The 5,486-nt window shown below is 63.3% G+C and carries 4 protein-coding genes; 3 read left to right on the forward strand and 1 reads right to left on the reverse strand.

What is annotated here, in order from left to right:
• From katG to BLX42_RS12065, 3 genes are all read left to right on the forward strand, one after another.
• Positions 1-1,820 (forward strand): catalase/peroxidase HPI (katG, locus tag BLX42_RS12055; RefSeq protein WP_161871836.1); only part of this gene is annotated, 1,820 nt, incomplete at its 5' end.
• Positions 1,821-2,058: 238 nt separating this feature from the next.
• On the forward strand, positions 2,059-3,270 hold the full coding sequence (locus BLX42_RS12060; protein WP_125923005.1) for a M24 family metallopeptidase: 1,212 nt from the start codon (positions 2,059-2,061) through the stop codon (positions 3,268-3,270).
• A 114-nt stretch (positions 3,271-3,384) separates the two neighbouring features.
• Entirely contained in the window at positions 3,385-4,719 is a 1,335-nt protein-coding gene (locus tag BLX42_RS12065; protein ID WP_161871837.1) for an MFS transporter, read from the forward strand.
• A 4-nt stretch (positions 4,720-4,723) separates the two neighbouring features.
• Here the strand turns inward: BLX42_RS12065 and BLX42_RS12070 are convergent.
• On the reverse strand, positions 4,724-5,486 hold a 763-nt coding region (locus tag BLX42_RS12070; RefSeq protein WP_161871838.1), incomplete at its 5' end, for a GlxA family transcriptional regulator.

The following is a 5,486-nucleotide window of genomic DNA, read 5'->3' on the forward strand; positions in this document are numbered from 1 at the left end:
ACCTGATCGTGCTCACCGGCAACGTCGCCCTGGAATCGATGGGGTTCAAGACCTTCGGTTTCTCCGGCGGCCGGGCGGATGTGTGGGAGCCGGACGAAGACGTGTACTGGGGTTCGGAAAAGGTCTGGCTGGGCGGCGACACCCGTTACGGCAAGGACCAGGTCAAGGCCCAGGCGCCCGGGCAGGGGGACCTGGTGGCCGAACCCGCCAAGCATGGTGAAGAACAGAACCGCGACCTGTCGGCCGAGCGCAACCTGGAAAACCCGCTGGCCGCCGTGCAGATGGGCCTGATCTACGTCAACCCGGAAGGCCCGGAAGGCAACCCCGACCCGGTGGCTTCGGGCAAGGATATCCGCGAAACCTTCGGCCGCATGGCCATGAACGATGAAGAAACCGTGGCCCTGATCGCCGGTGGCCATGCCTTCGGCAAAACCCATGGCGCAGGCCCTGCTGATAACGTCGGCCCCGAACCGGAGGCCGCCGGCCTTGAACTGCAAGGCCTGGGCTGGGCCAACAAATTTGGCACCGGCAAGGGTGGCGACACCATCACCAGCGGCCTGGAAGTGACCTGGACCTCTACGCCAACGCGTTGGAGCAACGAGTACCTGAACAACCTGTTCAACTTCGAGTGGGAACTGACCAAGAGCCCGGCCGGTGCCCACCAGTGGCAGCCCAAGGAGGGCAAAGGCGCTGGCACCGTGCCGGATGCCCATGACCCAGGCAAACGCCACGCACCGTCCATGCTCACCTCTGACTTGGCCCTGCGCTTCGACCCGATCTACGAGCCGATTGCCCGGCGCTTCAAGGACAACCCCGACCAGTTGGCAGACGCCTTCGCCCGTGCCTGGTACAAGCTGATCCACCGCGACATGGGCCCGCTGGCACGTTACCTCGGGCCGGAAATGCCCAACGAGGAACTGCTCTGGCAAGACCCGCTGCCCAAGGCCGATCAAGCGTTACCCAGTGAGCAGGACATTGCCGCGCTCAAGAGCAAGATACTGGCGTCGGGATTGAGCGTCGGTGAGCTGGTATCCACCGCCTGGGCGGCCGCCTCGACGTTCCGTGGTTCCGACAAGCGCGGTGGCGCCAACGGTGCGCGCCTGCGCCTGGCGCCGCAGAAGGACTGGCCAGCCAACCAGGGCACGGGCAAAGTGCTGGCGGCACTGGAGCAGATCCAGGGTGAATTCAACAACGGTGGCAAGCACATCTCTCTGGCCGACCTGATTGTGCTGGCCGGTACCGCCGCCGTGGAAAAGGCCGCCAAAGATGCCGGCTACGCTGGCAACGTGCAATTCCGCCCGGGCCGTGTCGACGCCTCCCAGGAACAGACCGATGTCGAGTCGTTTGCCGTGCTCGAGCCACTGGCTGACGGTTTCCGCAATTTCACCAAGGCGCGTTACAGCGTCAAGGCCGAGAAACTGCTGCTGGATAAAGCCCAGTTGCTGACCCTGACCGCGCCGGAACTGACCGTGCTGATCGGCGGCCTGCGGGTGCTCGGTGCCAACCATGGCGGCAGCAAGGACGGCGTGTTCACCGACCAGCCTGGCACCCTGAGCAATGACTTCTTCCGCAACCTGCTGGACATGGGTGTGGAGTGGAAGGCCACCTCGGGCGACAACGAAAGCTTCGAAGGCCGCGACCGCAAGACCGGGCAGGTGAAGTGGACAGGCACCCGTGTGGACCTGGTGTTCGGCTCGCACGCGCAGTTGCGGGCGCTGAGCGAGGTGTATGGCAGCAGCGATGGCAAGGACAAGTTCGTCAAGGACTTCGTTGCGGCTTGGGTGAAAGTCATGGAGCTGGATCGTTTTGATTTGAAATAAACGTGATGGCTGGGGCTGCTTTGCAGCCCAATCGCCGGCAAGCCGGCCCCCACAGTTACACCACAAAGCCTGAAGGCGGTGGAGTGCTTGTGGGGGCCGGCTTGTTTGCAATGGGGCAGTGGCCATCGCGCCAATTCCAGGTCGGATAGGTACAAAAGCGTCCTCGTTCGTTCTGCTGCAATGCACCTCAGGCGGCCGGCCTGAAACAGCGTGCTCACAACGACAAGGAACACCGACCATGCAAATGCCCCAGACCCTGAAGATCCGCAACGGCAACAAGGCCAAACCGACCTTTTCCGCACAGGAATATGCCGCCCGGCATGCCCGGTTGCGGGCCTACATGGCCGAGCAGGATATCGAGGCGGCGATCTTCACCTCGTACCACAACGTCAACTACTACAGCGACTTCCTTTACTGTTCGTTCGGTCGCCCTTATGCACTGGTGGTGACCCACGACAAGGTGGTGTCGATCAGCGCCAACATCGACGGTGGCCAACCCTGGCGTCGCACGGTCGGCACCGACAACATCGTCTATACCGACTGGCAGCGCGACAACTACTTCGTGGCCATCCAGCAGGCGCTGCCGCTGGCGTCGCGTATCGGCGTGGAGTACGACCACCTCAACCTGCAGAACCATGCCAAGCTCGCTGCCTGCTACCCAAGGGCCGAGCTGCTGGACATCGGTGCGCCCTGCATGCGCATGCGCATGATCAAGTCCGCCGAAGAACAGGCGCTCATTCGCCACGGTGCGCGGGTGGCTGACATTGGCGGTGCGGCGGTGGTCGAGGCGCTGCAGGACCAGGTGCCGGAATATGAAGTGGCACTGCATGCCACCCAGGCGATGGTCCGCGAGATCGCCCGCAGTTTCCCCGACAGCGAGTTGATGGACACCTGGACCTGGTTTCAGTCGGGGCTCAACACTGACGGTGCGCACAACCCGGTGACCAGCCGCAAGGTCAACCCGGGCGACATTCTCAGCCTCAACTGCTTCCCGATGATCGCCGGCTACTACACCGCACTGGAGCGCACGTTGTTTTTGGGCCACTGCCCGGACGAGCACTTGCGCCTGTGGCAGGCCAACGTCGAGGTGCACGAGGCAGGGCTCAAGCTGGTGCGCCCGGGCATGCGCTGCTGCGATATCGCCCGCGAGCTGAACGAGATCTTCCTGCGCCATGACCTGTTGCAGTACCGCACCTTCGGCTATGGCCACTCGTTCGGCACCCTCAGCCACTACTACGGCCGCGAGGCAGGGCTGGAGCTGCGCGAGGATATCGATACGGTGCTGGAACCGGGCATGGTGGTATCGATCGAACCGATGATCATGCTGCCCGAAGGGCTGCCGGGGGCAGGGGGCTACCGCGAGCATGACATCCTGATCGTCAATGAAACGGGTGCCGAGAACATCACCAAGTTCCCGTATGGACCGGAGCGCAACATCATTCGCAAATGATGACAGGTGCCGGCCTCTGCGCGAACGAAGAGGCCGGCACAAACAACACAACAACAATTAACTGTATGACCTTCAGACCCTGCCTCCAATTAGAAGAACCAGAGGGTATCCGTCATGTCCAGCACCACCCTGAATGCTCCCACCCTCGCCGGTGCCTCCCAAGGCGCCGAACGCCAGGCCCTGCGCAAGGCCGCCCGTGCCAGTTTCATGGGCAACTTCGTCGAATGGTTCGATTACGCGGCCTACGGCTACCTGGCGACCATCATCGCCGCCACCTTCTTTCCGCAAACCGACAAGACCAGCGGCCTGCTGGCGACGTTCGCGGTATTCGCCCTGTCCTTCCTCGTACGCCCGCTGGGCGGGGTGGTGTGGGGCCATTTTGGCGATCGCCATGGGCGGCGCAACGCGCTGTCACTGTCGATCCTGATCATGTCGATCTCGACCTTCTGCATCGGCCTGCTGCCGGGGTATGCGCAGATCGGCCTGTGGGCACCGTGCCTGCTGTTGCTGATCCGCCTGGTGCAAGGTTTTTCCGCTTCGGGCGAGTATGCCGGCGCTGCGGCGTTTCTCGCCGAATACGCACCGCCTGGCCGACGGGGGCTGTACACCAGCATCGTGCCGGCCAGCACCGCAGCCGGGCTGTTGTTCGGTGCGGCATTCGTCGCGGCCTTGCATGAGCTGCTCAGCACTGAAGACTTGCACAGCTGGGGCTGGCGCCTGCCATTTTTGCTGGCGGCGCCGTTTGGCCTGGTGGGACGTTATATCCGCATGAGCCTGCAGGACACACCCAAGTTCCTGGAGATGGAACAGCGGCTGGAAAGCAAGGCTTGCATGACGCCGGCGCCGATCCGCGAACTGCTCAGCCGGCACCGCCGCAGCCTGGCCATCGGTATCGGGGTTACCTGCCTCAATGCTGTGGCGTTCTACCTGCTGCTCAGCTACATGCCCACTTACCTGTCGAATGAAATGGGCATGAGCGAGCGTGACTCGTTCATCGCCTCGACGGTTTCGCTGGCCACCTACATTGGCCTGATTTTCCTGATGGGACGCCTGTCTGACCACTTTGGCCGCAAGACCATGCTGGTGGTTGCTTCACTGCTGTTCCTGGGGTTGACCGTGCCGCTGTTCAAGCTGCTCGATGGCCAGCCGCTGCTGGTGGTGCTGGCGATCCAGATCTTCTTCGGGGCGATGCTGGCGATGAACGACGGCACCTTGCCGTGCCTGCTCGCGGAAATTTTCCCCACCCGCGTGCGTTTCAGTGGCTTTGCCTTGAGCTTCAACCTGGCCAACGCCTTGTTTGGCGGGACGGCACCGTTCATCGCCACCTGGTTGATTCATGTGACCGGTAGCAAACTGGCGCCGGCCGGGTACCTGCTGGCGGCAGCGTTGGTGGCGCTGGTTGCCATGTTGATGTGCCGGGAAACGGCCCATGATGAACTCAAAGACTGAGGTATCAGTGCAACGATGCCTGCCGCCGTTCCCCCAGCGGTGACAGGCCAAAGAAGCGGCTGTAGCTCTTGGAAAAATGCGCCGGCGAGCTGAACCCGCACGCCAGCGCCACCTCCCGCACCTGCACGTCGCTGCGCAACAGCAATTCCCGCGCCCGCGACAGCCGCAACTCCAGGTAATACTGGCTGGGCGTGCGCTGCAAATACTTGTGGAACAGCCGCTCGAGCTGGCGCACGGTCACCTCGTTGAGGCTGGCCAGTTCCTCCAGCGCCAGCGGCTCCTCCAGATTGGCCTCCATGATCGCCACCACTTGGCTAAGCTTGGGCTGGGCACTGCCCAGCAAGGTGCGCAACGGTACGCGCTGCCGTTCGCGCTCGCCGCGCACTCGGTCGCACAGCAGCAACTCGGCCGCCTTGGCGGCGATGTCCTGGCCGCCGGCTTCGCGGGCGACCAGCTGCAGCATCATGTCCATGGCCGCAACGCCACCGGAGCAGGTGTAACGGTCGCGGTCCAGTTCGAACAGTTGGCTGGATATGACGATCCCGGGGAAATGCGCCTGCAGGGCCTCGATGTCCTCCCAGTGGATGGTGCAGCGATAGCCTTTGAGCAGGTCGGCTTTGGCCAGCAGGTAGCTGCCGGTACAGATGCCCCCTAGCGGTACGTGCTGGCGGGCCAGTTGGCGCAACCAGTCGATCAGGGGCCGGTTACCTCGGCTGCGGTCGATCGGGTTGGCCCCGACCACGAACAGGGCATCCAGCGGCGGGGCG

Source organism: Pseudomonas sp. SG-MS2 (assembly GCF_009933855.1).
Taxonomy (GTDB): Bacteria; Pseudomonadota; Gammaproteobacteria; order Pseudomonadales; family Pseudomonadaceae; genus Aquipseudomonas; species Aquipseudomonas putida_E.

Excerpts from the sequence above, each read along its gene's own strand:
- BLX42_RS12060 (WP_125923005.1), top strand. The coding sequence starts at position 2,059 with ATGCAAATGCCCCAGACCCTGAAGATCCGCAACGGCAACAAGGCCAAA.
- BLX42_RS12065 (WP_161871837.1), top strand. The coding sequence starts at position 3,385 with ATGTCCAGCACCACCCTGAATGCTCCCACCCTCGCCGGTGCCTCCCAA.